We start from the raw sequence: 22,737 nt of genomic DNA, 5'->3' as shown, positions 1-22,737 counted from the left end.
GGCGCGATCCGCTGCGCCGCGCCGCTGGTCGCGCTGGCCGTCCTCGGCGCCACGCTCTGGAACGGGGTCGAGGAGCCCGCGACCGCCCTCGCCTTCGGGGTGCTCATCGCCGGCGGCGAGCTGGCCCGCTGGGACAGCGGCGGTGAGCGGGAGCCCGCGCCGCTGGGGGCCGCGGGCGCCCTCGCGTACGCGCTGCTCGGCGAGAGCGGCGGCCGGCCGACGCACCACGGCGTGCTCCAGGTCGTCGCCGTCGTCGTGGCGGCGATGCTCGTCGGGACCGTGCCGCACGTCGCGCACGGCCGGGGGCCGTCGGCCGACGCCCTCGCCCGCCGCGTCCTGACCGTCGCCTTCGCCGCCGTGTGCTTCCAACCCCTGTACAACTCCGGCGCCTTGGGGCGCTGGGTGGGCTACGGCTCCTGGTACGCCGTCGCCGTCGTGGCGCTGCTCGCCCTGACCGCGCTGTGCGACGCCGTGCTCGCCGCCGCCCTGGCGCACGCCCGTACGCGGTGGCCGTTCGGGCCGCTGCTGCGGGAGGAGCTGCGGCGCGTGCCCGGCATCGGCTCGGCTGTCTGCGCGACCGGGGCCGTGATGGCGCTCGCGGTCGCCGTGGCGGGGCTGTGGGCGCTGCCCGTGGTCAGCGGCCCGCTGCTGCTCACCCAACTGGCCGTCCGCCGCTACGCCGCCGTGCGCGCCACCTACCGCCAGACCATCGCCTCCCTCGCCCGCGCCACCGAGATCGCCGGGTACACCCCGGCCGGGCACGCCCGCCGGGTCGCGGACCTCAGCCGGGCCGTGGGGCGCGAGCTGGGGCTCTCCGGGGCCGACCTGACCGTCCTGGAGCACGCGGCGCTGATGCACGACATCGGCCAGCTCTCCCTCGTCGACCCCGTGCCCGCGGGCGCCACCGCGTCGCTCCCCGAGGCCGAGCAGCGGCGCATCGCCCTGCTCGGCGGCGCCGTCGTCCGGCAGACCGGGGTCGCCGCCGGGGTGGCCGTCGTCGTGGAGCGCCAGGCCGACCCGTACCGTGAGCAGCCGCTCACCGCCCGTATCGTGCGCACCGTCAACGCGTACGACGAGATGGCCCGGGAACAAGGTCCCCAAGGCCCCCTGGCGGCCCTGGAGCGGCTGCGCCTCGCCACCGGCCGGGCGTACCAGCCGGAGGTCGTGGAGGCCCTGGCCCGGGTGCTCGCGGGAGCCGACGGGCCCGCCCCTCGGGCACGCCCGAAGGGCTGAAGGGACGAAGACGGGGGCGACCCCCTACACGATCGGGGGTTCGGTACCGTCCTCCGGCCCGGGAAGCGGCAGGCCCGGGGCGTCCCGCGCGGGCTCGTGGCCGGGCCGTCTTACCCCGGGCCCCACGGGGTAACCCATGGGTAATGAGCGGCCGTCCGACCGTACGTGGTTGGATGCGAAGGAACCTGTAAAAAGGTGGGCCGCGCGGGAGCGCGGCGGCGGGTCACCCCCCCCCGACAGGCAGTGGGTACACCCCCCGACAAGAGCTGGCAGGCGGGAATCGTGAGGATCTTCGGCAAGGGACGGCACCGGCCCTCCGCCTCGTGGCGGCAGGCCACCGACAGAGCGTTCACGCTCATCGGCGACGGCCGCTACGAGGACGCGGGCGCGCTCCTGACGCGCGCCGCCGACCTCGAACCCTGGCTGTCCGAGTCCTGGTTCAACCTGGCGCTGCTGCACAAGTTCCGGCACGACTGGGAGCAGGCCCGGGCCGCCGGGCTGCGGGCCGTGGCGCTGCTCGACCGCTCCACGGGCGCCCCGGACTGGTGGAACGTGGGCATCGCCGCGACGGCCCTGCAGGACTGGCCGCTGGCGCGCCGGGCCTGGCAGGCGTACGGCCTGCGGGTGCCCGGTGGGGTCGCCGCGACCGGTGAGCCCACGGGCATGGACCTGGGCAGCGCGGCCGTGCGGCTCTCGCCGGAGGGCGAGGCGGAGGTCGTCTGGGGCCGCAGGCTGGACCCGGCCCGCATCGAGGTGCTGTCCATCCCGCTGCCCTCCTCCGGGCGCCGCTGGGGCGAGGTCGTGCTGCACGACGGCGTCCCGCACGGGGAGCGGACGACGGCCGCCGGGCACGCGTACCCCGTCTTCGACGAGATCGAGCTGTGGGCGCCCTCGCCCGTGCCGACCTGGGTCGTCCTGTTGGAGGCCGCGACCGAGGAGGACCGGGACGCCCTGGAGAAGCTCGCCGCCGACGCGGGCTTCGCGGCCGAGGACTGGTCGTCGTCGGTGCGGCTGCTGTGCCGGATGTGCTCCGAGTCCCGCATGCCGAGCGACGAGGGCGACGGGGAGCACCTGGACCCGCACGACCACAGCGAGCCCGGGCACCCCGGGCCGCTCGGCCACCGCAGCCCCGGCGCCCTGTGGGTGCCCGAGCGCGAGTGCGGCATCGCGGCCCCGGCGGGCCTGGTCCGCGGCCTCCTCGACGGCTGGGTCGCGGACAGCCCGGACTCCCGGGACTGGCGGGACCTGGAAGAGGTTTGCTAGGCCTAGCCCCTGGGCTCTGGGCGGGGTGTTACCGCCGCTGCGCGGCTTGTCCTCAAGCGCCGGACGGGCTGATTCTTCTGCGTCGTCGTCGGGTGTCCGGCGTCCGGTTGCGCGATGCCGGCGTGGGGAGCGGGTCGTACCCTGTACGGGCAGTGCACGTTCCCAGGAAGAAGGCATACGGCGGACATGGCGCAGGATACTGAGCAGAGTTACGCGGACGGGGTGCTCCCGGTCGACGACGAGGGGTTCGTCATCGACACCGAGGACTGCGAGGCGCGGGAGACGGCCTACCGCGAGCGCGGCACGTCCCGCCCCATCACGGTCGTCGGCAATCCGGTGCTGCACAAGGAGTGCAAGGACGTCACGGCCTTCGACGACGAGCTCGCGAAGCTGATCGACGACATGTTCGCGACCCAGCGCGTCGCCCAGGGCGTGGGCGTGGCCGCGAACCAGGTCGGCGTCGACCTGAAGGTGTTCGTGTACGACTGCCAGGACGACGAGGGCGTGCGCCACGTGGGCGTCGTCTGCAACCCGGTCCTGCAGGAGCTGCCCGCCGAGCAGCGCCGCCTGGACGACTCCGGCGAGGGCTGCCTGTCCGTGCCGACGGCGTACGCGCCGCTGGCCCGGCCCGACTACGCGGTCGTCACCGGCCAGGACCAGAAGGGCAACCCCATCAAGGTGCGCGGCACGGGCTACTTCGCCCGCTGCCTCCAGCACGAGACGGACCACCTGTACGGCTACCTGTACATCGACCGCCTCTCCAAGCGGGAGCGCAAGGACGCGCTGCGGCAGATGGCGGAGGGCACGCCGCGCTACCCCGTGGTACCGAATGACTGACGTACGGCACGGCTGAGACGCGCGGTGCGCGCGTGACCGCAGCGGCCCCTGGTCGGGAAACACCCGGTTGACCAGGGGCCGTTGCCGTACCCGCTCAGAACCGGACAGGACTGGTCCACGATCAGCCGCTGCTGATCCAGATTCGGTCACGTAAGGGGATGTTCTCGGCACCGTGGGGTAGTGAATGGCGCAAATGTGTTCCCTGAACGGTCACTTGTAGTGCTGAATGGAAAGCGCGGGGATACGCAACGGCGCGCGCCCGGCACGGCAAGTGGGGCGTGTGTCCTCAGCGCGGTCGAGAGGGGTTTGTTCGTGCCTGCTTCCTCACACAGCACTTCCCAGTCGGACTGGACGACAGGCGCCTCGGCACGCGTTCCGGCATATGCGGCGGAACGAGTCCCGAGGCAACGGCGCAAGCCGGACGAGTCGCTCCAGCCCCCTGTCCGTCAGCGGGTATCGGTGCCACCCGCACTGGCCCTTCCGGTGGTGGAGACGGAGTTTCCCCGGTATCTGCATCCGTATTGGCCAAAGCTTCAGGAAACCTCCCGGGCGTGGCTCCTGGAAAAGCGCATCATGCCCCCCGACAAGGTCGCGGCATATGCCGACAGCCTTTGCTACACGGACCTGGTGGCGGGCTACTACATCGGGGCGCCGGAGAGCCTGCTCTCCGCCGTCGCCGACCTGAGCTCCTGGTTCTTCGGCTGGGACGACCGGCACGACCGGGACGCCGTGCACGGCAGGGCCGCGGGGTGGCGGCGGCTGTGCGCGGGACTGCACGAGACGCTCCAGGACCCATGGGCGCAGCGGCACCACAAGGACCCTCTGGTCGCGGGTTTCGCCGACTGTGTCCTGCGGCTGTTCGCGCACCTGGGGCCGCGGTGGAACGCGCGCTTCGCGCGCCACTTCCACCCGGTGATCGACGCCTACGACCACGAGTTCGGCAACCGCCGCACCGGCACGGTGCCGAGCGTCGAGGCCTACGTCGAGCTGCGCCGGCTGACCTTCGCGCACTGGATCTGGATCGACCTGCTCGAACCCACCGCCCGGTACGAACTCCCCGACGCGGTACGGAAACACCCCGCCTATCGGGCGGCGGCACTCGCCACCCAGGATTTCTCCGCCTGGTACAACGACCTGTGCTCCCTGCCGAAGGAATTGGCGGGGGACGAGGTGCACAACCTCGGCATCTCGCTCATCCACCACGAGGGGCTTTCCGTCCAGGAGGCCGTACGGGAGGTCCACCGGCGCGTCAGCGAATGCGTCACCGATTTCCTCGCGGTGGAGCCGGAAGTGCTCGGGATCGCGGACGCACTGCTCGACGGCAGTGCCGAGGGGCGGAAAGTGAGTGCCGCCCTGCAATCCTGTGTCTTCAACATGCGGAACTGGTTCAGTTCCGTGTACTGGTTCCACCACGAATCCGGTAGATATCGCGTCGAGAACTGGGACGACCAGTCCTTGCCGCCGTATGTGTCCGACGCCCCGGGGCCCGACGTCCCGGAATGCGGGGAAACCGTCCCGGAATCGGTGGGAGGCCAGGAATGAGCGCCGGATCCGCGGCGTCCGCCGCCCCCGCCCCGGCCGGCCGGACGCGGCCGGATACACCTCCCCTGGTCCCCGGCGGGGCGCCGCTTCTCGGCCACGCCTGGAACCTGGTCCGCGACCCGCTGGGCTTCCTCGCCGCCCTGCGCGACCACGGGGACCTCGTCCGGATCAGGCTCGGGCCCCGGACCGCGTACGCGGTGTGCGCCCCGCAGCTCGCCGGGGCCCTGCTGAAGAGCCCGGACTACATCGTCGGCGGGCCGCTCTGGGACACCCTGGAGGTGTTGCTCGGCAAGGGCGTGGCGACCAGCAACGGCCCGCTGCACCGGCGCCAGCGGCGGATGATGCAGCCCGCGTTCCGGCCCGAGCGCATCGCCGACTACGCCCGGGTGATGGCCGAGGAGGCGCAGGCGACGGCGGGGCGCTGGCGGGACGGCGAGACGGTGGACGTGAGCGCGGAGATGTTCCGCACCGCCGTGCGCGTCGTCTCCCGCTCCCTCCTGGAGGTCGACTCGATCGGCGAGAAGGCGGACCGCATCAGCGACTCGCTGCACACCGTCTTCGAGGGCCTGTACCGGCGCATGGTGCTCTCCGTGGGGCCGCTGTACCGGGTGCCGACGCCCGCCAACCGGCGCTTCGAGCGCGCGCTCGCGGACCTGCACGCGCTCGTCGACGAGATCGTCGCCGAGCGCCGCCGGTGCGGCGACGGCACGGAGGAGGACTTGCTGGCCGTATTGCTCGGCGCGCGCGACGAATCGGGGCAGCCGCTGACGGATCAGGAGATCCACGACCACGTCGTCTCGCTCGTCGTGGCGGGCGCCGAGAATGTCGCCTCGACACTGGCGTGGACCTTCCATCTGCTCACCGAACACCCCGAGCACGAAAGGCGGTTGGTTGAAGAGGTAAATCAGGTGACGCGGGGGCGGCCCGTCGCCTTCGCCGATCTCACGGAGCTGCGGCACACCCGCAATGTCGTGACGGAGGCGATGCGTATCCGGCCGGCCGCCTGGATTTTCACCCGGCGGTCCGTGGTGGAGACCACCCTCGGCGGCTATCGCATTCCCGCCGACGCGGACATCGTGTACAGCGTGTACGCGATGCAGCGCGATCCGCGTTCCTTCGAGCGGCATCTCGAGTTCGACCCGGACCGGTGGAATCCGGAGCGCGCGGCGGACGTACCGGAGTTCGCCATGATGCCGTTCAGCGTCGGCAACCGTAAGTGCCCGGGCGATCATTTCAGCCTGGCGGAACTCACCCTCATCCTGGCGACCGTCGCCCCGAAGTGGCGGCTGTCCCCGGTGGAGTGGACCGACACGCGCACCAAGGTCGGCATCACGCTGCACCCGCGCAGACTGGTCCTGCGGGCCGACCGGCGCTGAGCCGGGACGGGCCCGGCGTCAGGCGGCGTCGCCGACGCCGGGCCCGCGGAACGTACGCCGGTACGCGTGCGGGGTGGTCCCCAGGGCGCGGACGAACTGGTGGCGCAGCGCGGCCGCGGTGCCGAACCCCGACCGCCACGCCACGTAGTCCACCGTCTCGTCCGTGGCCTCCAGCAACTCCTGCGCGCGCAGCAGGCGCTGGCGCAGCAGCCAGCGGTAGGGCGTGGTGCCGGTCTCCTGCTGGAAGCGGCGGGCGAAGGTGCGCGGCGACATATGGGCGCGGGCGGCGAGCTGGTCCACGGTCAGCTCCTGCTCCAGGTGGCGCTCCATCCAGGCCAGGACCTCGCCGACGGTGTCGCAGCGGCTGCGCGGCAGCGGCCGCTCGATGTACTGGGCCTGGCCGCCGTCGCGGTGCGGCGGTACGACCATGCGGCGCGCCAGGGCGTTGGCGACCTCCGGGCCGTGCTCCTTGCGCACCAGATGGAGGCAGGCGTCGATGCCGGCGGCCGTGCCCGCCGAGGTGATCACCGGGCCCTCGTCGACGTACAGCACGTCCGGCTCGATGACGGCCCGCGGGTGGCGCCGGGCCAGCGCCTCCGCGTGCTTCCAGTGCACGGCGCAGCGGCGCCCGTCGAGCAGCCCGGCCGCGCCGAGCACGAAGACGCCCGAGCAGACGCTGAGCACCCGGGCGCCGCGGTCCACCGCGCGCCGCAGCGCGTCGAGCAGCGCGGGCGGGTACTGCCGTTCGACGTAGCTCTGGCCCGCCGGGACGGCGACGAGGTCGGCCTCGTCGAGCCGGTCGAGGCCGTACGGCGTGGTGACGGTGAACCCGGCGTGGGTGGTGAGCGTGGGCCCCTCGGCCGAGACGACGGCGAAGTCGTACACGGGCAGGTCCTCGTCGCTCCGGTCGAGGCCGAACACCTCGCAGACGACGCCGAGTTCGAAGGGGTGGACGCCGTCGAGCAGGACGGCGGCGACGTTGCGCAGCATGCGGCCAGTGTGCCGCGTGGCTGGCAGGAAATCGAGGGGCTGCGTCAGTTCTGCCACTCACGTCGGAGGACGGCCCGCGCGACAGTGGATGTCATGAACACACATGACGCACTCGACACGCTGGCCGTCCTCGGGGTCCTCCTGCTCATGGCCCTGCCGTCCCTGCTCGGCCACGCCCACGACCGCCGGATCGACCGGCAGTTGCGGGAAGCCGAGCGGGGACCGGGCCCGCGGGCTCAGAACTCGTCGTCGAAGGAGACCGAGCCCTCCACGGCGACCTGGTACGCGGACGGCCGCCGCTCGAAGAAGTTGGTCAGCTCCTGCACGCCCTGAAGCTCCATGAACGAGAAGGGGTTCTCGGAGCCGTACACCGGCGCGAAGCCGAGCCGCTGGAGGCGCTGGTCGGCGACGCACTCCAGGTACTGGCGCATCGACTCGGTGTTCATGCCGGGCAGGCCGTCGCCGCACAGGTCGCGGGCGAACTGCAGCTCCGCCTCGACCGCCTCCCTGAGCATGTCCGTGACCTGCTGCTGGAGCGCGTCGTCGAACAGGTCCGGCTCCTCCTTGCGGACGGTGTCGACCACGTCGAAGGCGAAGCTCATGTGCATGGTCTCGTCACGGAACACCCAGTTGGTGCCCGTGGCGAGGCCGTGCAGCAGGCCGCGGCTGCGGAACCAGTACACGTACGCGAAGGCGCCGTAGAAGAACAGGCCCTCGATGCACGCCGCGAAGCAGATCAGGTTCAGCAGGAAGCGGCGGCGGTCGGCCCGGGACTCCAGGCGGTCCAGCTTCTCCACCGAGTCCATCCACCGGAAGCAGAACTCGGCCTTCTCCCGGATGGAGGGGATGTTCTCCACGGCCGCGAAGGCGGCGGCGCGGTCCTCCGGGTCGGGCAGGTAGGTGTCGAGCAGCGTCAGGTAGAACTGGACGTGCACGGCCTCCTCGAAGAGCTGCCGGCTCAGGTAGAGCCGCGCCTCGGGGGAGTTGATGTGCTTGTACAGGGTCAGCACCAGGTTGTTCGCCACGATCGAGTCGCCGGTCGCGAAGAACGCGACCAGGCGGCCGATCAGGTGCTGCTCCTCGGGCGTCAGCTTGGCCAGGTCGGCCACGTCCGAGTGGAGGTCGACCTCCTCGACGGTCCAGGTGTTCTTGATGGCGTCGCGGTAGCGCTCGTAGAAGTCCGGGTAGCGCATCGGGCGGAGCGTCAGCTCGAAGCCCGGGTCGAGCAGGTTCTTCTCGCCACCGGCGACGGCGGTGTGCTGGGCGGACTGGGACGTCACTGGCAGGCCTCGCAGGACTCGGGGTTTTCCAGGGAGCAGGCGACCGCCTCGGGGTCGGTGGCCTGCTGGGGGACGGGGGCGGCCGCGGCGGCGGTGGAGCCGGCGGCGCGGGCGATGCGCGTCGCGGGACGCGAGCGCAGGTAGTACGTGGTCTTCAGGCCCTGCTGCCAGGCGTAGGCGTACATCGAGGAGAGCTTGCCGATGGTCGGCGTCTCCAGGAACAGGTTCAGGGACTGCGCCTGGTCGAGGTACGGGGTGCGGGCGGCGGCCATGTCGATGAGGCCGCGCTGCGGGATCTCCCAGGCCGTGCGGTACAGCTTCCGCACGTCCTCGGGCACCCAGGTGAAGCCCTGCACCGAGCCGTTGGCCTCGCGCAGCGCCTCGCGCGTCTGGGCGTCCCACACGCCGAGCTCCTTGAGGTCCTGCACCAGGTAGGAGTTGACCTGGAGGAACTCACCGGACAGCGTCTCGCGCTTGAAGAGGTTGGAGACCTGCGGCTCGATGCACTCGTAGACGCCCGCGATGGACGCGATGGTGGCGGTCGGGGCGATCGCGAGGAGCAGCGAGTTGCGCATGCCGACCTCGGCGATGCGCGCCCGCAGCGCCTCCCAGCGCTCCGGCCAGGCCCGCTGGGTCGCGTAGTGGTCGGGGTGCAGGACGCCGCGCGCGGTGCGGGTCTTCTCCCAGGCGGGCAGCGGGCCGTGGCGCTCGGCGAGGTCCGCCGACGCCTCGTACGCGGCGAGCATGATCCGCTCGGCGATCCGCGTGGACAGCGCCTTGGCCTCGGCGGAGTCGAAGGGCAGGCGCAACTGGAAGAAGACGTCCTGCAGGCCCATGGCGCCGAGGCCCACCGGGCGCCACTTGCTGTTGGAGCGCTCGGCCTGCTCGGTCGGGTAGAAGTTGATGTCGACGACGCGGTCGAGGAACGTCACCGCCGTGCGGACGGTGGCGTCCAGGCGCTCCCAGTCGATGTCGCCGGCGGCGGTGTCGACGAACGCGCCGAGGTTCACCGAGCCGAGGTTGCAGACGGCCGTCTCGCCGTCGTCCGTGACCTCCAGGATCTCCGTGCACAGGTTGGAGGAGTGCACGGTGTGGCCGGGCTCGGCGGTCTGGTTGGCGGTGCGGTTGGCGGTGTCCTTGAAGGTCATCCAGCCGTTGCCGGTCTGCGCCAGGGTGCGCATCATGCGGCCGTACAGCTCACGCGCGGGCATGGTCTTGCGCGCGAGCCCCTTGGCCTCGGCCGCGCGGTACGCCGCGTCGAACTCCTCGCCCCACAGGTCGACAAGGTCGGGCACGTCGGCGGGGGAGAACAGCGACCAGTCCTGGTCGGCGGCCACGCGGCGCATGAACTCGTCCGGGATCCAGTGCGCCAGGTTCAGGTTGTGGGTGCGCCGGGCGTCCTCGCCGGTGTTGTCCCGCAGCTCCAGGAACTCCTCGATGTCGGAGTGCCAGGTCTCCAGGTAGACGGCGGCGGCGCCCTTGCGGCGGCCGCCCTGGTTGACCGCGGCGACGGAGGCGTCGAGGGTCTTCAGGAACGGCACGATGCCGTTGGAGTGGCCGTTGGTGCCGCGGATCAGCGACCCGCGCGAGCGGATGCGGGAGTACGAAAGGCCGATGCCGCCGGCGTGCTTGGAGAGCCGCGCGACCTGGTGGTAGCGGTCGTAGATCGAGTCCAGCTCGTCGAGCGGCGAGTCGAGCAGGTAGCAGCTCGACATCTGCGGGTGGCGGGTGCCGGAGTTGAACAGCGTCGGCGAGGACGGCAGGTAGTCGAGCCGGCTCATCAGGCCGTACAGCGCGGCGACCTCGTCGAGCGCGCGCTCGCTGTCGTCCTCGGCGAGGCCGGCCGCCACGCGCAGCATGAAGTGCTGGGGCGTCTCGATGACCTTGCGGGTGATCGGGTGGCGCAGCAGGTAGCGGCTGTACAGCGTGCGCAGGCCGAAGTAGCCGAAGCGGTGGTCGGCGCCGTCGGCGAGCGCGGCCTCCACGAGCGCGTCCAGGCGGGCGGCGTGCTGCTGCGTGAACGCGGCGGTGCGGTCGGCGATCAGGCCCTCGCGGTGGCCGACCGCGACCGACGCGGAGTACGACGTGGCGCCCTGGGAGGCGGCCTCCTCGCGGATGCCGATGGTCAGGAGCCGGGCGGCGAGCCGGGAGTAGGCGGGGTCCTCGGAGATGAGCCCCGCGGCCGCCTCGGTGGCCAGCTCCCGCAGCTCCGCCTCATCGGCCTTCGCCGAACGGCCGCGCAGCGCGGCGGCGGCGACGCGGCCGGGGTCGGCGTCGGGGAGGTCGGCGGTGAGGTCGGTCAGGGTGCGCAGCAGGGCGGTGCCGGGGCCGTCGGACGGCGCGGACTGCTCGGCGGGCTGCTGACCGGCTTCGGCCTGCGCTGACGCGGGCTCGGCGGGCGCGATGGTCACGTGGTGCTCTCCCTCGCTCGGCTCGGGGCCTTGCGGCGGGCGAGGGCACGCGGACGCGACCGCGCGCAGCGGTGACGTACGCCGTGTCCACCAGCCCATTCCACGAGGCCCGGACGTCGGGCGCCCGGGCCGGGCGGCACGGGCGCGCTGTCGGCAGGTCCTCGGACTGCGGGTACGCAAATGCGCACACGTACACCGTTGCGGGACAGTTCCGGACTTCCACCGGATTCCCCTGCGGCGACAGCGAGCACGAGCATACATCTAGTGCCGGGCGCCGGTGGCACCCCTAGATGTTGTGTCGGAGGGTGACGCAGACCTCACGAAATGCGCGGGGCGGGGCCCGGGTTGCCCGGTGCCCCGCCCTCTGGTCGGCCGCCTGGCGCGGCCCCCCGCGCCGGGTCCGCCGCCCGCTCCGGGCGGGTCCTGCGGCGCCCCGTCCCCGTGCGACGGCAGGTCGCCGCGCTCGGCGGCGGCGCGCAGCACGGCACGGCCCACGGCGGCGCGGTCGGCGGCGACCTGGATGCGCAGGCCGTTCTCCGCGCGGGCGTACTCGTGGCGGGAGCCGGTGACGCGGTACCAGGCCTCGCCGTCCTTCTCGCAGCTCTTGGCGGGCGGGTGCACGGTGCGGCAGGTGCCCTCGTCGAGGGTGCCCCGGTCGACGTGCAGCGCGATCTGCTGCCCGCCGTCCTGCTTCACGTACGTCACTTGGAAGCCGTCCTCGTTGAGCACGCCCGCGGACTGCCGCGCCGCCCGGTACCCGTCGATCTCCGTCACGTACACGTGCTCGACGCGGGTCTGCGCGGCCCGGGCGCGCGCCTCCAGCTCGGCGCGGCCGGGCGGCGGCGCGCCGCCCGCGCCGCCGTCCTCCTCGGACTTCTCCGAGCCGCAGCCGGTCAGGGCGAGGGGCGCGAGCAGCAGCAGGGCCGGGAGCAGGAGGCGGTGGCGTGTCATGCGCACATCCTCGCGCACCCCCGCCGCGTGCCGCCCGCGCCCGGCCCTACGTCGTCACGGCCTCAGTGGCCCGCCCCCACCTTGGGCAGTTCGACGGAGACGCCCTTGTCGCCCGCGTCCGCCGTGTAGTCGCCCGGGGAGGTCTCGTCGACGCCCTCGGGCGCCTTGAGCGCCTTCAGGACGACGGTGAGGACCACCGTGACCACCACGTTCAGCACGAACGCCGTCAGGCCGATGTAGCCGATCTCGCCGATCCCCGGGATCTCGTCGGAGGACCCGCCGAAGTGCTTCTGCGTCGGCGAGGCGACCCCGTACGCCGCGATCGTCCCGTACGCCATGCCGACCGCCCACCCGGCGAGCAGTGCCCACCGGTGGAACCACCGCGTGAACAGGCCGCCGACCAGCGCGGGCATGGTCTGCAGGATCCAGATGCCGCCCAGGAGCTGGAAGTTGATGGCCACGGTCTTGTCCATGCCGAGGACGAAGACGAGCGCGCCGACCTTCACCAGGAGCGAGACCAGCTTGGAGACCTTGGTCTCCTGCTCGGGCGTCGCGTCGGGCTTGATGAAGTCCTTGTAGATGTTGCGCGTGAAGAGGTTCGCGGCAGCGATGGACATGATGGCGGCGGGCACCAGCGCCCCGATGCCGATGGCCGCGAAGGCGACGCCCGTGAACCAGTCGGGGAACATGTCCTCGAAGAGCTGCGGGATCGCGAGCTGCCCGTTCTGCACCTTCACCCCGGCCGCGATCGCCATGAACCCGAGCAGCGCGAGCAACCCCAGCATCAGCGAGTACAGCGGCAGGATGGTGGTGTTGCGGCGGATCACGTCACGGCTGCGCGAGGACAGCGTCGCGGTGATCGAGTGCGGGTACATGAACAGCGCCAGCGCCGAGCCGAGCGCCAGCGTGGCGTACGTCCAGGTCCCCGCGTCGCCGGGCACCAGCGCGCCGACGGGCTTGCCGGTGGCCTCGTTCGTGGCGGAGAACTTCTCGTTCGCCGCGTGGAAGATGTCGTCGAAGCCGCCCAGCTTGATCGGGATGTAGATGATGGCGACCACGATGACGATGTAGATCAGCGTGTCCTTCACGAACGCGATCAGCGCCGGGGCCCGCAGCCCCGAGGAGTACGTGTACGCGGCCAGCACGCCGAAGGCGATCAGCAGCGGCAGGTCCTTGACGAACCAGTTGGTGTCCTCGCCGCCGCCGACGCCCATCACGTCCAGGACGGCCTGGATGCCGACCAGTTGCAGCGCGATGTACGGCATCGTGGCGAGGATGCCGGTCACGGCCACCGCGAGGGAGAGCCCCTTGGAGCCGAACCGCCCGCGCACGAAGTCGGACGTGGTCACGTACCCGTGCTTGTGGGAGACCGACCACAGGCGTGGCAGGAAGGTGAAGATCAGCGGGTAGACGAGGATCGTGTAGGGCACCGCGAAGAAGCCGGCGGCGCCGGCGGCGTAGATCGCCGCGGGCACGGCCACGAAGGTGTACGCGGTGTAGAGGTCGCCGCCGAGCAGGAACCACGTCACCCAGGTGCCGAACGACCGCCCGCCGAGGCCCCATTCGTCCAGGCTGTGCTCGTTCTCGGCCTTGCGCCAGCGGGCGGCCAGGAAGCCCATGACCGTGACCGCGAGGAAGAAGAAGACGAAGACGCCGAGCGCGACGCCGTTCACGCCGTCGTTCACGACCGCGCACCCCCCTCGGCGCGGGCGGCCTTGCGGGCCCGCTGCTCACGCTGGAACAGCGTGTACGCGATCATCGTGAGCGCGGTCGATATCAGCACCCACAGCATCTGGTACCAGTAGAAGAAGGGGATGCCGATGAAGGCCGGGTCGGCCTTCGCGTAGGAGCTCACCCAGAGCATGGCCACGAACGGCGCCACGAGGCAGAGGGCGACGACCACGCGGACCGGTGTCACCACCGGCTGTCTCACTTCCGGCCCAACCGGCACTTCACGCGCGTCTGGCATACCGCGGCTCCGTTCGCTCACTCGTCCCGTGGTCAACGTGCGGGAAATCTAAGCGACGGTCTCGGTCGGCGGAACCCCTGTCCGTATAACGGACGGGCCACGAAGGGGCAGCTCAGCGGCGGCCCGACGGCGGCACGCCACGGCTCGGGCGTGCTGGGGCGGTGCCACGACAGCGTCTCGGCGGCGGCGGAAGCGGCAGCGCTGTCGGCAGCGGAAGCGGCATCGCCATCGGCACCGGCGGCCGCAGGGCAGCGGCACGGCACCGGGCGCGGCCCGGGCAGCGGCACCGGCTCAGCAGCAGCGGAAACCCTGCCGCGGGTCCGTGTCCTGACGGTCCGTCCGCATCCGCTCGAAGGCGCGCCGGGACGGCACGGCCGCCGCCGGGTGCTCCTTGCGCACATGCGCCACGTACCGGTCGTAGGCGGACTCGTCCGTCAACTCCCGTACGTACCACCGCACTCCGCGCAGCGCCCGGCGCAACAGCCCGGTCATGACGCGTCCGCAGGGTGCCGCTCGCGCGCCGCCGCGAGCTCCGCCTTCTCCTCCGGGGTGGCGAAGAGGCCGGCGGGCGCCGCGGTCCTCGACTCCACGAACGGGGCCTCGCTCAGGCGCGAGGACAGCGGGTCGCGGATGTGGCGGACGCACACGCGGGTCGCGTCGGCGAGCACGACCACGACGAGGAGCGCGAGGACGGCGGACAGGACGCCGTCCACCGTGGAGTTGGTGACGACGGTGTGCATGTCGTCCATCGACTTGGCGGGCGGCAGCACCTTGCCCTCGTCGATGGCGTCCTGGTAGATCGAGCGCTGCTTGAAGAAGCCCACGCGCGGGTCGCTGGAGAACACCTTCTGCCAGCTCGCGGTGAGCGTCACCGTGGCGTCCCAGACGAGCGGAACCCCCGTGATCCACGCCCACTTGAGGCGGCCGGACTTCACCAGGAGCGTGGTGCACACGGCCAGCGCGACGGCCGCCAGGAGCTGGTTCGCGATGCCGAAGATCGGGAAGAGCTGGTTGATGCCGCCGAGCGGCTCGTGCACGCCGACCCAGAGGAAGTAGCCCCACAGGCCGGTCACGGCGGCGCTGGTCAGGATCAGGCCGGGCTTCCAGCTCACGTCCCTGAACGGCTTGTGGACGTTGCCGAGCATGTCCTGGAGCATGAACCGGCCCACGCGCGTGCCCGCGTCGAGCGCGGTGAGGATGAACAGCGCCTCGAACATGATCGCGAAGTGGTACCAGAACGCGCGCATCGAGTCCCCGGTGACCTTGGAGAAGATCTCCGAGACGCCGATCGCGAGCGTGGGCGCGCCGCCGGTGCGGGAGAGCAGCGAGCTCTCCTCGACGTCCTTGGCGGCCCGCGCCAGGTCGTCCGGGGAGATGGTGTAGCCGAAGTTCGCGACGGCCCGCGAGGCCTCCTGGACGGTGTCGCCGACTACGCCCGCGGGCGCGTTCATCGCGAAGTACAGGCCCGGGTCGATGATGCTCGCGGCCACCATGGCCATGATCGCCACGGACGACTCCATCAGCATGGAGCCGTAGCCGATCATCCGGACCTGCGTCTCCTTCTGGATCATCTTCGGCGTCGTACCGGAGGAGATCAGGGCGTGGAACCCGGACAGGGCGCCGCACGCGATCGTGATGAACACGAACGGGAACAGCGAACCCGCGAAGACCGGGCCGTCGCCGCGCGAGGCGAAGTCCGTCACCGCGTCCATCTTCAGCGTCGGCAGGGTGACGACCACGCCGAGCGCGAGCAGCACGATCGTGCCGATCTTCATGAACGTGGACAGGTAGTCGCGCGGCGCGAGCAGCATCCACACCGGCAGGATCGAGGCCACGAACCCGTACGCCACCAGCCAGATGACGAGGGTGGAGGGCGCCAGCGTGAACGCCTCGGCCCAGGAGGACTCCGCCACCCAGCGGCCGCCGACGAGGGCGAACAGCAGCAGCGCGATGCCGATCAGCGAGACCTCGCTGACCCGGCCGGGGCGCAGGACGCGCAGGTAGAACCCCATGAACAGGGCGATGGGGATCGTCATCGCGATCGAGAAGGTGCCCCACGGCGACTCGGCGAGGGCGTTCACGACGACCAGGGCGAGCACCGCGAGCAGGATGATCATGATGGCGAAGGTGGCGAGCAGCGCCGCGGTCCCGCCGAACGGGCCGATCTCCTCCCGCGCCATCTGCCCGAGCGACTTGCCGTCCCGGCGGGTGGAGAAGAACAGGACCACCATGTCCTGCACGGCGCCCGCAAAGATCACCCCCGCGATGATCCAGATCGTGCCCGGCAGGTACCCCATCTGGGCGGCGAGCACGGGCCCGACCAGCGGTCCGGCACCCGCGATCGCCGCGAAGTGGTGGCCGAGCAGGACCCGCCGGTCGGTCGGGTGGTAGTCGATGCCGTTGTCGAGCCGCTCGGCCGGCGTGGCCCGGCGCTTGTCGACGCGCAGCACCTTGTACGCGATGAACTTCGCGTAGAAGCGGTAGGCGATGGCGTACGAGCCGAGGGCGGCGGCCACCATCCAGGCGGCGGACACCTCCTCGTCCCGGGAGAGCGCGAGCACGGTCCAGCCCGCGGCGCCGACCAGCGCGACGAGCGTCCACAGGGCGATGGTCTTCGGATTCGCTGCGCGCACGGACCGTCCTCCCGTTGTCTGCGGTGACGGGAGGACGGTAGGCCAGGGGAAGTGATCTGCGCTACGGGGCGGACACCGCGAACCGCGCGGCGCCGCCCGGCACCGCGCGTCCTCGCTCGTGAAGGCCCGGCCCCGTGGTCCCTGGCCCGAGGCAGCCCGGCCCTGCGCGTCCCGGCGGGCGAAGGCCCGGTGCGCGTAAGGCTCAGTCCTGCGGCCGCTTGAGCCGGGCCACGAACTTGTACCGGTCGCCCCGGTACACCGAGCGCACCCACTCCACCGGCTGCCCGGTGCCGTCCAGCGAGTGCCGCGACAGCATCAGCATCGGCAGGCCCACGTCGGTGCCGAGCAGCCCCGCCTCGCGCGGCGTGGCCAGGGACGTCTCGATGGTCTCCTCGGCCTCGGCGAGGTGGACGTCGTAGACCTCGGCGAGCGCCGTGTACAGGGAGGTGTACTTCACCAGCGAGCGCCGGAGCGCGGGGAAGCGCTTGGCCGACAGGTGCGTGGTCTCGATGGCCATCGGCTCGCCGCTGGCCAGCCGCAGCCGCTCGATGCGCAGCACGCGGCCGCCGGCGGTGATGTCGAGCAGCCCGGCCAGGGTGTCGTCGGCGGTGATGTACCCGATGTCCAGGAGCTGTGAGGTCGGCTCCAGGCCCTGGGCCTTCATGTCCTCGGTGTACGAGGTCAGTTGCAGGGCCTGCGACACCTTCGGCTTGGCCACGAACGTGCCCTTGCCCTGGATGCGCTCCAGGCGCCCCTCGACGACGAGCTCCTGGAGGGCCTGGCGGACCGTCGTACGAGAGGTGTCGAACTCGGCGGCGAGCGTGCGCTCGGGCGGGACGGGGGTGCCCGGCGGCAGCGTCTCGGTCATGTCGAGCAAGTGCCGCTTCAGGCGGTAGTACTTGGGTACGCGGGCCGGGCGCACGGACTTGCCGGGGCCCGAGCCGTCGCCCGTCACGGGCGCGGTGGCGGTGGTGGCCGGAGGTGTCGCCGCCGCGGGGGCGGCCGGAGCTGCCGTCGCCGCGGTGACCGCCTCGGCCCGGGTGCTGCCCGCCTCTGTGCCCATGCTCCGCCTCTCCGGCTCCTGTGCCGCTCCCACCGGTACCCGCGCTGCCTCCACCGGCTCCTGTGCTGCTGCCGTCACCGGCTCCTGTGCTGCCTCCACCGGCTCCTGTGCTGCTGCCGTCACCGGCTCCTCCGTCTGTCGCGGCTCACATCGTGGCACGGTCCGGGCCAGGGGGGTCACCCCTGTTCGGGCGAAGCCGTGAGGGGAGAGCCGTGCCGCTCAGGTGTCGGTCCGATAACGGAGCCGACTGCCCTTCTTATACACCCTTGACACCCCAAAAGGTCTAGGCCAAGCTCCCCCGTACTGGTCTACACCATTAAAGACCAGGTCCAGTCCCACGGGCAGTACTTTCGACTTTCGGTCCTCTTGGTCGCTGCGGGTGGGGGGTTGGCTGGCATCCAAAGGAGGATGACGTGAAGCGCAAGCTCATAGCGGCGATCGGTGTCGCGGGCATGTTGGTTTCGATCGCGGCCTGTGGTGACGACGGCGACGACAAGAAGAAGTCCGGGGCGGACGGCTTCAAGGGCGAGACGCTGACGCTCTGGGCCATGGACGGGTCGACGCCGGACCAGTGGACCAAGGACGTCAAGGCCGAGTTCGAAAAGAAGACCGGCGCCAAGCTGAAGCTCGAAGTACAGCAGTGGAACGGCATCCAGCAGAAGCTGACCGCCGCCCTCTCCGAGGAGAACCCGCCGGACGTCTTCGAGATCGGCAACACCCAGACGGCTGCCTACGCCAAGTCCGGTGGCCTCGCGGACCTCAGCGACCTCAAGGAGTCGGTCGGCTCCGACTGGACCGAGTCCATCAACAAGTCCACGGTCGTCGACGGCAAGCAGTACGCCGCCCCGTGGTTCGTGCTGAACCGCGTCGTGCTCTACAACAAGAAGGTCTGGGCCGACGCGGGCATCAAGAAGACGCCCAAGACCCGCGACGAGTTCTACGCCGCCCTGAAGAAGATCGGCCAGAAGACCGACGCGGAGCCGATCTACCTGCCGGGCCAGAACTGGTACCACTTCGTGGGCCTCGTCATCGGCGAGGGCGGCGAACTGGTCAAGAAGGACGGCGACAAGTACGTCTCCAACCTGGACGACCCGAAGGTCGCCAAGGCCGCGGAGACGTACAAGAAGTTCCAGGCCCTCTCCAAGGCGCCGAAGAACAAGGACGAGGCCACCCCGCAGCAGGCCGAGGTCTTCGCCAAGGGCAAGACCGGCGCGTTCATCGGCATGAGCTGGGAAGCCGCCACGGCCGTCAAGGCCAACAAGAAGATCGAGAAGGACATCGGCTACTTCACGATCCCCGGCCCCACGGCCGACAAGCCCGAGGGCGTCTTCCTCGGCGGCTCCAACCTCGCCGTCGCCGCGACCAGCAAGAAGCAGGAGCTCGCCAAGGAGTTCCTGAAGATCGCGCTGTCGGACAAGTTCGAGGGCCAGCTCGCCAAGGAAAGCGGCGTGATCCCGAACAAGAAGGCCCTGGAGTCCAACCTCAAGGGCAACGCCGCCGCCGAGGCCGCGGCCCCGGCCGCCTCCGGCGGTGGCATCACCCCGCTGATCCCGGAGTGGGCCGCCGTCGAGAACGAGCCCAACCCGATCAAGGGCTACCTGACCGCGGTCATGAACGGCGACTCGCCCGCCGACGCCGCCAAGAAGGTCGAGGGCGAGTTCAACAAGCGCCTGTCGCAGAAGCAGTAAGGAAGCGCCCCGCCGGGGGCGGTGACAACAGGGTCGTGCCCGCGGCCCCCGCCTCGCCGCCCCCGGCGCATTCCTGTGTGACGTGCCGATGAGAGAGATGGCGAGCATGACCGTACAGACCGAACGGCCGCCCTCCGGCCCGCCGGAGGTAGTGAAGTCGGGCGGCGGGCGCAACGGGGCCCCGCGCACGCCCCGCGCCAGAGCCGGGGCCCTCGCCCCCTATCTGCTGCTGCTTCCCGCGCTCGTGGCCACCCTGGTGTTCCTGGGCTGGCCGCTGGTGAACAACGGGATCCTGTCGTTCCAGAACCTCAACATGAGGCAGGTCATCCTGCACCTCACCGAGTGGAACGGCATCGACAACTACAAGGAGGTCCTCAAGAGCGAGGACTTCTGGCGCGTCACCGGGCGGTCGATCGTCTTCACCGCCATCAACGTCGTCCTCATCATGGTGCTCGGCACCCTGATCGGACTGCTGCTCGCCAAGCTCGGCAGCAAGATGCGGCGGCTGCTCCTCTTCGGCCTCGTCCTCGCCTGGGCCATGCCCGTCATCGCCGGCACCACCGTCTACCAGTGGCTGTTCGCCCAGCGCTACGGCGTCGTCAACTGGGTGCTCGCGAAGATCGGCTTCAGCTCCATGGCCGACTACGACTGGTTCGGCGGCCAGTACTCCACCTTCTTCGTCATCATCACGCTGATCGTGTGGCAGTCGATCCCCTTCGTGGCGATCAACCTGTACGCCGCCACCACGACCATCCCCAAGGAGCTCTACGAGGCCGCCTCGCTCGACGGCGCCGGTGCCTGGAAGCAGTTCACCTCGGTGACCCTGCCGTTCCTGCGGCCCTTCCTGTACGCCACGACCTTCCTCGAGGTCATCTGGGTCTTCAAGGCCCTCGCCCAGGTCTACGCGATCAACAAGGGCGGCCCGGACCGGCTCACCGAGATCCTGCCCGTCTACGCCTACATCGAGGGCTCGGGCAACCAGCACTACGGCATGGGCTCCGCCATCGCCATGCTGACCATCATCATCATGCTCTTCCTGACCGCGTACCACCTGCGCATCGTGCTCAAGCAAGAGGAGGACGCGTGAAGCGCTCCTGGTTCGGCCGCGTCTGGCCCAACGTCATCGCCGTCATCCTCTTCATCGGCTTCGTCTTCCCCGTCTACTGGATGTTCGCCACGGCCTTCAAACCGACCGGCGACATCATCAGTGAGGACCCGGTCTGGATCCCGTTCAACTTCACCTTTGAGCACTTCAAGACGGCCGTCGACGCCGACCACTTCGGGCAGATGGTCATCAACTCCGTGACCGTCACCGTGCTCGCGGTCGTCTTCTCCCTCGTCCTCGGCCTCTTCTCGGCCTTCGCGCTCGCCCGCATGCGGTTCAAGGGCCGCCGGGGCTTCATCATCGGCTTCATGCTGGCCCAGATGGCGCCCTGGGAAGTCATGGTCATCTCGATCTACATGATCGTGCGCGACGCGGAGATGCTGAACAGCCTCGTCCCGCTGACGCTCTTCTACATGGTGATGGTCCTGCCCTTCACGATCCTCACGCTGCGCGGCTTCGTCGCCGCCGTGCCCAGGGAGCTGGAGGAGTCGGCGATGGTCGACGGCTGCACCCGTATGCAGGCCTTCCGCCGCGTCATCCTGCCGCTGCTGGCCCCCGGCCTGATGTCCACCTCGCTCTTCGGCTTCATCACCGCCTGGAACGAGTTCCCGATCGCCCTGCTGCTCAACAAGGACGCCGAAGCCAAGACCCTCCCCGCGTGGCTGCCGAGCTTCCAGACCGTCTACGGCGACGACTGGGGCGCCACCATGGCCGCGTCCTCGATCTTCGCCATCCCGATCCTGCTGCTCTTCGTCTTCCTCCAGCGCCGCGCCGTCGCCGGCCTCACCGACGGTGCCGTGAAGGGATAAGCACACCCATGAGCTCTACGACCACCGCGCCCGACACCCTCACGCGCGACGCCCTGACCGTCCTGCAGCCCGGCTTCGCCGGGACCACCGCCCCCGACTGGCTGCTGCGCCGCATCGGCGAGGGCCTCGGCGCCGTGGGCCTGTTCGGCCGCAACGTACGGACGCCCGAGCAGGTGGCCGCCCTCACCGCCCAGCTCCGCGCCGAGCGCGAGGACCTCGTCGTCGCCATCGACGAGGAGAGCGGTGACGTCACCCGCCTGGAGGTGCGCACCGGCTCCTCCTTCCCCGGCAACCACGCCCTCGGCGCGGTCGACGACCCCGCGCTCACCCGCGACGTCGCCGCCGAACTGGGCCGCCGCCTCGCCGCGGCGGGCGTCACCTTCAACTGGGCACCGTCCGCCGACGTCAACTCCGACCCCGACAACCCGGTCATCGGCGTCCGCTCCTTCGGCTCCGACCCGGACCTGGTGGCCCGGCACACCGCCGCGTACGTCGAGGGTTTGCAGTCCTCCGGCGTCGCCGCCTGCACCAAGCACTTCCCGGGCCACGGCGACACCGCCGTCGACTCGCACCACGCCGTGCCGCACATCGACGCCGACGACGCCGTGCTGCGCGCCCGCGAGCTCGCGCCCTTCCGGGCCGCGATCGCCGCCGGCACCCGGGCCGTGATGAGCGCCCACATCAGCGTGCCGGCCCTCGACCCGGAGCTGCCCGCGACGCTCTCCCGCCGCATCCTCACCGACCTGCTCCGCGGCGAGCTGGGCTTCGACGGCCTGATCGTCACCGACGGCATCGAGATGCGCGCCATCTCCGGAACCTACGGCATCGAACGCGGCACCGTCCTCGCGATCGCCGCCGGCTGCGACGCCATCTGCGTGGGCGGCGGCCTGTGCGACGACGAGACGGTCGTCCGGCTGCGCGACGCGCTCGTCGCGGCGGTCCGCTCCGGCGAACTGCCCGAGGAGCGGCTCGCCGACGCGGCCGACCGCGTCCGGGCACTGGCGCGCTGGACCTCGGGGCCGGGCGCGGCCAGTCGTGCGGGGGGCGTGCCCGACCCCGAGGTCGGACTGCGCGCCGCCCGCCGCGCCCTGACGGTCACCCACGGCGAGATCTACGCCGGCCCGCTGACCGACGCCCCCTACGTCGCCGCCTTCACCCCGCTGGCCAACATCGCCGTCGGCGACGAGACCCCCTGGGGCGTCGCCGCCGAACTCACCCGCCGCCTGCCCGGTACGGCCACCGGCTCCTTCACGGGCGAGGGCGCGGGCGCCGAGGCGCTGGCCGCGGCGGGCGACCGGCGCGTGGTCGCGGTGGTCCGCGACGCCCACCGCCACCCGTGGATGGCTGCGGCCGTCGACCACCTCCTCGCCGCCCGCCCCGACACCGTCGTGGTCGAGATGGGCATCCCCCAGGCCAAGCCGACGGGCGCCCTGCACATCGCCACCCACGGCGCGGCCCGCGTCTGCGGCATCGCGGCGGCGGAGGTGCTCACGGGGGCGTAGCACCCGACCGCACCCCCTGGGCCCGGGTCCGGCCCCGGGCCCAGGGGGTGCGGACCGTACGGAGACACAACGGCGCCGGGCCGCC

Annotated in this window: 19 protein-coding genes and 1 riboswitch; of the genes, 10 read left to right on the top strand and 9 right to left on the bottom strand. The window is 71.3% G+C overall.

What is annotated here, in order from left to right; translation table 11 throughout:
• The first annotated feature begins 6 nt into the window (after positions 1–6).
• From IE330_RS31165 to IE330_RS31145, 5 genes are all read left to right on the top strand, one after another.
• Positions 7–1,233, top strand: coding sequence for an HD-GYP domain-containing protein (locus tag IE330_RS31165; RefSeq protein ID WP_190139523.1), 1,227 nt, complete (start codon positions 7–9; stop codon positions 1,231–1,233).
• A 282-nt stretch (positions 1,234–1,515) separates the two neighbouring features.
• Positions 1,516–2,496 carry a tetratricopeptide repeat protein gene (locus IE330_RS31160; protein ID WP_190139521.1) on the top strand — a complete coding sequence of 327 codons (981 nt, stop codon included), beginning with the start codon at positions 1,516–1,518 and terminating at the stop codon, positions 2,494–2,496.
• A 186-nt stretch (positions 2,497–2,682) separates the two neighbouring features.
• Positions 2,683–3,333 (top strand): peptide deformylase, encoded by a 651-nt coding sequence (def, locus tag IE330_RS31155; protein ID WP_190139520.1) that lies wholly within the window; start codon positions 2,683–2,685, stop codon positions 3,331–3,333.
• Positions 3,334–3,906: 573 nt separating this feature from the next.
• Positions 3,907–4,875, top strand: a complete 969-nt coding sequence (locus IE330_RS31150; protein ID WP_229926057.1) for a terpene synthase family protein — start codon at positions 3,907–3,909, stop codon at positions 4,873–4,875.
• On the top strand, positions 4,872–6,251 hold the full coding sequence (locus IE330_RS31145) for a bifunctional albaflavenone monooxygenase/terpene synthase (RefSeq protein ID WP_190139518.1): 1,380 nt from the start codon (positions 4,872–4,874) through the stop codon (positions 6,249–6,251). Before IE330_RS31150 ends, IE330_RS31145 begins: the two co-directional genes overlap by 4 nt.
• A gap of 18 nt (positions 6,252–6,269) precedes the next feature.
• On the opposite strand, the gene IE330_RS31140 is transcribed toward IE330_RS31145, so the two are convergent.
• On the bottom strand, positions 6,270–7,241 hold the full coding sequence (locus IE330_RS31140) for a GlxA family transcriptional regulator (protein ID WP_190139517.1): 972 nt from the start codon (positions 7,239–7,241) through the stop codon (positions 6,270–6,272).
• Positions 7,242–7,334: 93 nt separating this feature from the next.
• Here IE330_RS31140 and IE330_RS31135 point away from each other — a divergent pair, with 93 nt between their 5' ends.
• Entirely contained in the window at positions 7,335–7,574 is a 240-nt protein-coding gene (locus IE330_RS31135) for a hypothetical protein (protein ID WP_190139516.1), read from the top strand.
• Here the strand turns inward: IE330_RS31135 and IE330_RS31130 are convergent.
• The 8 genes from IE330_RS31130 to IE330_RS31095 form a co-directional block, all read right to left on the bottom strand.
• The gene (locus IE330_RS31130; RefSeq protein WP_373314768.1) at positions 7,478–8,536 is read right to left on the bottom strand and encodes a ribonucleotide-diphosphate reductase subunit beta; all 1,059 of its coding nucleotides are present in this window, start codon (positions 8,534–8,536) and stop codon (positions 7,478–7,480) included. The two genes, IE330_RS31135 and IE330_RS31130, sit on opposite strands and share 97 nt — an antisense overlap.
• On the bottom strand, positions 8,518–10,932 hold the full coding sequence (locus IE330_RS31125) for a ribonucleoside-diphosphate reductase subunit alpha (protein WP_190139514.1): 2,415 nt from the start codon (positions 10,930–10,932) through the stop codon (positions 8,518–8,520). Before IE330_RS31125 ends, IE330_RS31130 begins: the two co-directional genes overlap by 19 nt.
• Before the next feature lie 135 nt (positions 10,933–11,067).
• A riboswitch (cobalamin riboswitch) is annotated at positions 11,068–11,189 on the bottom strand.
• 4 nt (positions 11,190–11,193) lie between these two features.
• The gene (locus tag IE330_RS31120; protein WP_190139513.1) at positions 11,194–11,883 is read right to left on the bottom strand and encodes a hypothetical protein; all 690 of its coding nucleotides are present in this window, start codon (positions 11,881–11,883) and stop codon (positions 11,194–11,196) included.
• 62 nt (positions 11,884–11,945) lie between these two features.
• Positions 11,946–13,568: a monocarboxylate uptake permease MctP gene (mctP, locus tag IE330_RS31115; RefSeq protein WP_190139512.1), complete on the bottom strand. Its 1,623-nt coding sequence runs from the start codon at positions 13,566–13,568 to the stop codon at positions 11,946–11,948.
• A complete protein-coding gene (locus tag IE330_RS31110; protein ID WP_190139511.1) occupies positions 13,565–13,852 on the bottom strand; it encodes a DUF3311 domain-containing protein in 288 nt (95 codons plus the stop codon). Before IE330_RS31110 ends, mctP begins: the two co-directional genes overlap by 4 nt.
• Positions 13,853–14,143: 291 nt before the next feature.
• Complete coding sequence (locus tag IE330_RS31105; RefSeq protein ID WP_190139510.1) at positions 14,144–14,344, bottom strand: YbdD/YjiX family protein; 201 nt, start codon at positions 14,342–14,344, stop codon at positions 14,144–14,146.
• Complete coding sequence (locus IE330_RS31100) at positions 14,341–16,485, bottom strand: carbon starvation CstA family protein (RefSeq protein ID WP_190139509.1); 2,145 nt, start codon at positions 16,483–16,485, stop codon at positions 14,341–14,343. Before IE330_RS31100 ends, IE330_RS31105 begins: the two co-directional genes overlap by 4 nt.
• Before the next feature lie 202 nt (positions 16,486–16,687).
• Complete coding sequence (locus tag IE330_RS31095) at positions 16,688–17,548, bottom strand: GntR family transcriptional regulator (RefSeq protein WP_229926056.1); 861 nt, start codon at positions 17,546–17,548, stop codon at positions 16,688–16,690.
• A gap of 413 nt (positions 17,549–17,961) precedes the next feature.
• Between IE330_RS31095 and IE330_RS31090 the strand changes: the two genes are divergently transcribed.
• The 4 genes from IE330_RS31090 to IE330_RS31075 all read left to right on the top strand — a co-directional run bounded on the left by IE330_RS31090 (position 17,962) and on the right by IE330_RS31075 (position 22,652).
• Positions 17,962–19,236 (top strand): extracellular solute-binding protein, encoded by a 1,275-nt coding sequence (locus IE330_RS31090; protein WP_190139508.1) that lies wholly within the window; start codon positions 17,962–17,964, stop codon positions 19,234–19,236.
• A gap of 106 nt (positions 19,237–19,342) precedes the next feature.
• Positions 19,343–20,323 carry a carbohydrate ABC transporter permease gene (locus tag IE330_RS31085; RefSeq protein ID WP_190139507.1) on the top strand — a complete coding sequence of 327 codons (981 nt, stop codon included), beginning with the start codon at positions 19,343–19,345 and terminating at the stop codon, positions 20,321–20,323.
• The gene (locus IE330_RS31080) at positions 20,320–21,150 is read left to right on the top strand and encodes a carbohydrate ABC transporter permease (RefSeq protein WP_190139506.1); all 831 of its coding nucleotides are present in this window, start codon (positions 20,320–20,322) and stop codon (positions 21,148–21,150) included. Before IE330_RS31085 ends, IE330_RS31080 begins: the two co-directional genes overlap by 4 nt.
• Positions 21,151–21,158: 8 nt before the next feature.
• Complete coding sequence (locus IE330_RS31075; protein WP_190139505.1) at positions 21,159–22,652, top strand: glycoside hydrolase family 3 protein; 1,494 nt, start codon at positions 21,159–21,161, stop codon at positions 22,650–22,652.
• Positions 22,653–22,737: the final 85 nt, after the last annotated feature.

The organism is Streptomyces longispororuber (assembly GCF_014656095.1).
Taxonomy (GTDB): Bacteria; Actinomycetota; Actinomycetes; order Streptomycetales; family Streptomycetaceae; genus Streptomyces; species Streptomyces longispororuber.
Note: the sequence above shows the minus strand (reverse complement) of the source record. Positions and strands in the feature narration are given on the sequence as shown.